The organism is Shewanella sp. ECSMB14101, from assembly GCF_000773485.1.
Classification (GTDB): Bacteria; Pseudomonadota; Gammaproteobacteria; order Enterobacterales; family Shewanellaceae; genus Shewanella; species Shewanella marisflavi.
The window spans coordinates 1-3,162 of sequence record NZ_JSFF01000041.1 but is presented as its reverse complement, the minus strand read 5'-3'; the positions used below and the strand labels follow the sequence as shown (position 1 = coordinate 3,162).

Sequence of the window (3,162 nt, the reverse complement as noted above, 5' to 3'; positions counted from 1 at the left end):
ATTTGGGTTGTATGGTTAAGTGACTAAGCGTATACGGTGGATGCCTTGGCAGTCAGAGGCGATGAAGGACGTAGTAACTTGCGAAAAGCGTTGGCGAGCTAGTAACAAGCATTTGAGCTAACGATGTCCGAATGGGGAAACCCGGCAGCATAAGCTGTCATCATTAAGTGAATACATAGCTTAATGAGGCGAACGAGGGGAACTGAAACATCTAAGTACCCTTAGGAAAAGAAATCAACCGAGATTCCCCTAGTAGCGGCGAGCGAACGGGGATTAGCCCTTAAGCCTAGAGGGTGTTAGTGGAATGTGTTGGAAAGCACAGCGATACAGGGTGATAGCCCCGTACATGAAAACTAACTTTAGGTGAAAACGAGTAGGACGGGACACGTGATATCTTGTTCGAATATGGGGGGACCATCCTCCAAGGCTAAATACTCCTGACTGACCGATAGTGAACCAGTACCGTGAGGGAAAGGCGAAAAGAACCCCTGTGAGGGGAGTGAAATAGAACCTGAAACCGTATACGTACAAGCAGTGGGAGCGGTTCTTGAGACCGTGACTGCGTACCTTTTGTATAATGGGTCAGCGACTTACATTTTGTAGCGAGGTTAAGCGAATAGCGGAGCCGTAGGGAAACCGAGTGTTAACTGCGCGTTTAGTTGCAAGGTGTAGACCCGAAACCCGGTGATCTAGCCATGGGCAGGTTGAAGGTTGAGTAACATCAACTGGAGGACCGAACACACGTATGTTGAAAAATGCGGTGATGACTTGTGGCTGGGGGTGAAAGGCCAATCAAACCGGGAGATATCTGGTTCTCCTCGAAAGCTATTTAGGTAGCGCCTCGAGCGAATACCATTGGGGGTAGAGCACTGTTAAGGCTAGGGGGTCATCCCGACTTACCAACCCTTTGCAAACTCCGAATACCAATGAGTACTACTCGGGAGACACACGGCGGGTGCTAACGTCCGTCGTGAAAAGGGAAACAACCCAGACCATCAGCTAAGGTCCCAAAGTTATTGCTAAGTGGGAAACGATGTGGGAAGGCTTAGACAGCTAGGATGTTGGCTTAGAAGCAGCCATCATTTAAAGAAAGCGTAATAGCTCACTAGTCGAGTCGGCCTGCGCGGAAGATTTAACGGGGCTAAGCAATACACCGAAGCTATGGGCACTAGCGCTTGCGCTAGTGCGGTAGAGGAGCGTTCTGTAAGCCGTTGAAGGTGAAGGGGTAACCCACGCTGGAGGTATCAGAAGTGCGAATGCTGACATGAGTAACGATAATGGGGGTGAAAAACCTCCACGCCGAAAGACCAAGGGTTCCTGTCCAACGTTAATCGGGGCAGGGTAAGTCGACCCCTAAGGCGAGGCCGAAAGGCGTAGTCGATGGGAAACGGGTTAATATTCCCGTACTTCTGCTAACTGCGATGGAGAGACGGAGAAGGCTAGGCTAGCGCGGCGTTGGTTGTCCGCGTTTAAGACTGTAGGTAGGGTACTTAGGCAAATCCGGGTACCTAATACTGAGAGTTGATGACGAGGTTCTACGGAACTGAAGTAGTTGATGCCATGCTTCCAGGAAAATCTTCTAAGCTTCAGGTTAGCAGGAATCGTACCCCAAACCGACACAGGTGGTCGGGTAGAGAATACCAAGGCGCTTGAGAGAACTCGGCTGAAGGAACTAGGCAAAATGGTACCGTAACTTCGGGAGAAGGTACGCTGCTGTTGGTGATGGGACTTGCTCCCTAAGCTGACGGCAGTCGCAGATACCAGGTGGCTGCAACTGTTTATCAAAAACACAGCACTGTGCAAAATCGCAAGATGACGTATACGGTGTGACGCCTGCCCGGTGCCGGAAGGTTAATTGATTGGGTTATCTTCGGAGAAGCTCATGATCGAAGCCCCGGTAAACGGCGGCCGTAACTATAACGGTCCTAAGGTAGCGAAATTCCTTGTCGGGTAAGTTCCGACCTGCACGAATGGCGTAATGATGGCCACGCTGTCTCCAGCCGAGACTCAGTGAAGTTGAAATTGCGGTGAAGATGCCGTATACCCGCGGCTAGACGGAAAGACCCCGTGAACCTTTACTATAGCTTGGCACTGAACATTGACCCTACATGTGTAGGATAGGTGGGAGACTTTGAAGCGGGAACGCCAGTTCTCGTGGAGTCAACCTTGAAATACCACCCTTGTAGTGTTGATGTTCTAACTCTGGCCCCTGAATCGGGGTTGAGGACAGTGCCTGGTGGGTAGTTTGACTGGGGCGGTCTCCTCCCAAAGAGTAACGGAGGAGCACGAAGGTTGGCTAAGTACGGTCGGACATCGTACGGTTAGTGCAATGGCATAAGCCAGCTTAACTGCGAGACATACACGTCGAGCAGGTGCGAAAGCAGGTCATAGTGATCCGGTGGTTCTGAATGGAAGGGCCATCGCTCAACGGATAAAAGGTACTCCGGGGATAACAGGCTGATACCGCCCAAGAGTTCATATCGACGGCGGTGTTTGGCACCTCGATGTCGGCTCATCACATCCTGGGGCTGAAGTCGGTCCCAAGGGTATGGCTGTTCGCCATTTAAAGTGGTACGCGAGCTGGGTTCAGAACGTCGTGAGACAGTTCGGTCCCTATCTGCCGTGGGCGTTGGATGATTGAAGGGAGCTGCTCCTAGTACGAGAGGACCGGAGTGGACGAACCGCTGGTGTTCGGGTTGTCATGCCAATGGCATTGCCCGGTAGCTACGTTCGGAATCGATAACCGCTGAAAGCATCTAAGCGGGAAGCGAGCCCTAAGATGAGTCATCCCTAGACCTTTAAGGTCTCTAAAGAGCCGTCCGAGACTAGGACGTTGATAGGCAGGGTGTGTAAGCGTTGTGAGGCGTTGAGCTAACCTGTACTAATGACTCGTGAGGCTTAACCATACAACCCAAAAGGGTTTTTACTGCAAAGTACCGGAAATGAGTCCAATCATTTCTTGGCACTTCCTCCATCCATGGAGGTCGTAATAATGGTTACTGAATCAGAAGAATACAAGTACTTGATTGAAGTGCGGACTCAAATTAGCTCTTGAATAAAGAGTGCAGCTTTTCAAATTTATTATTTTGGTTAATTACGCAGGTAATTGTTTGGCTGACAAAGCCGTAACGAAGCGAAGCGCACAGTGTACTAGAGTACATG

General features: G+C 50.5%; 1 rRNA gene. It reads left to right on the top strand.

The annotated features are described in order from the left end of the window. Positions 1-13 precede the first annotated feature (13 nt). Positions 14-2,906: ribosomal RNA gene (locus NY07_RS18370) — 23S ribosomal RNA — on the top strand. Positions 2,907-3,162 lie beyond the last annotated feature (256 nt).